The sequence below is a fragment of the Rhodococcus sp. A14 genome (assembly GCF_011603105.1).
In the GTDB taxonomy this organism is placed as follows: Bacteria; Actinomycetota; Actinomycetes; order Mycobacteriales; family Mycobacteriaceae; genus Rhodococcus_F; species Rhodococcus_F opacus.
The window spans coordinates 1-1,363 of the sequence record NZ_JAAOQS010000265.1 but is presented as its reverse complement, the minus strand read 5'-3'; the positions used below and the strand labels follow the sequence as shown (position 1 = coordinate 1,363).

The 1,363-nt window shown below is 66.9% G+C and carries 2 protein-coding genes; both read left to right on the top strand.

Features of this window, described 5'->3' with window-relative positions:
• A partial coding sequence (gene mmsB, locus G9373_RS45285; protein WP_167121329.1) for a 3-hydroxyisobutyrate dehydrogenase occupies window positions 1-849 on the top strand: 849 nt, incomplete at its 5' end.
• The coding region (locus G9373_RS45280) for an enoyl-CoA hydratase-related protein (protein ID WP_167121327.1) at window positions 846-1,363 on the top strand (518 nt) is incomplete at its 3' end. The genes mmsB and G9373_RS45280, both read left to right, overlap by 4 nt.

Here is a 1,363-nt window from a genome sequence, read left to right as displayed (position 1 = left end):
GCGGCCAACCTCGTCAAGGCGGGGCACACGGTGGTCGGTTTCGACCTCGCGCCCGCCGCTCTCGAACAGGCAGTGAAAGACGGTGTCACCGTCGCCGATTCGGCCGTGGAGGCGGTGCGTGAGGTGGACGTCGTGATCACGATGCTGCCGAGCGGAAAGCACGTTCTCGGGCTCTACGCGGAGATCCTGCCCGCCGCGAAGCCGGGCACCTTGTTCATCGATTCGTCCACCATCGACGTCGCGGACGCCCGGGCGGCGCATGACGAGGCCGTCGAGGCGGGCCACCGTTCGGTGGACGCACCCGTTTCCGGTGGCGTCGTCGGCGCCACCGCGGGAACGCTCGCGTTCATGGTCGGCGGCACGGCGGACGACTTCGAGTCTGCGAAGCCGCTGCTCGACGTGATGGGCAAGAAGGTCGTTCACTGCGGAGACCCGGGCAACGGTCAGGCCGCGAAGATCTGCAACAACATGATTCTGGGCGTGTCGATGATCGCCATCAGCGAGGCGTTCGTCCTCGGCGAGAAGCTGGGTCTGAGCCACCAGGCCCTGTTCGACGTCGCGTCCAACGCGTCCGGCCAGTGCTGGGCGCTCACCACCAACTGTCCTGTGCCCGGACCGGTTCCGACGAGCCCGGCCAACAACGACTACCAGCCGGGCTTCGCGGCCGCGCTGATGGACAAGGATCTCGGTCTCGCCGCGAACGCGCTGAAGACCAACGGCGTCGAGGCCGACCTCGGGCCGCGTGCCGCCGAGCTGTACAGCCGGTTCCACGCCGCCGGTGGTGGTGGTCAGGACTTCTCGGCCATCATCAACGACATCCGCGACCGTTCTACCAAGGGAGACCAGTGACCGACTTCGAGACCATCCTGCTCGACCGCAAGGGCCGGGTGGGGATCATCACCCTCAACCGTCCGAAGGCGCTCAACGCACTGAACTCCGAGCTGATGCGCGAGGTCGTGTCGGCGGTGGAGGAGTTGGAGAAGGATCCGGAGATCGGTGCCATTCTGATCACCGGTTCCGATCGGGCGTTCGCGGCGGGTGCCGACATCAAGGAGATGCAGCCCAAGTCGTACATGGACGTCTACCTGGACGACTTCTTCGCCGCATGGGACCGTCTCGCCGCGGCCCGCAAGCCGACGATCGCTGCCGTCGCCGGGTACGCACTCGGCGGCGGATGCGAACTGGCGATGCTCTGCGACATCCTGATCGCCGCCGACACCGCGAAGTTCGGTCAGCCGGAAATCAAGCTCGGTGTCATCCCCGGCATCGGCGGTTCGCAGCGGCTGACCCGCGCGGTGGGTAAGGCCAAGGCCATGGAACTGTGCCTGACCGGCCGGAACATGGACGCCGAGGAGGCCGAACG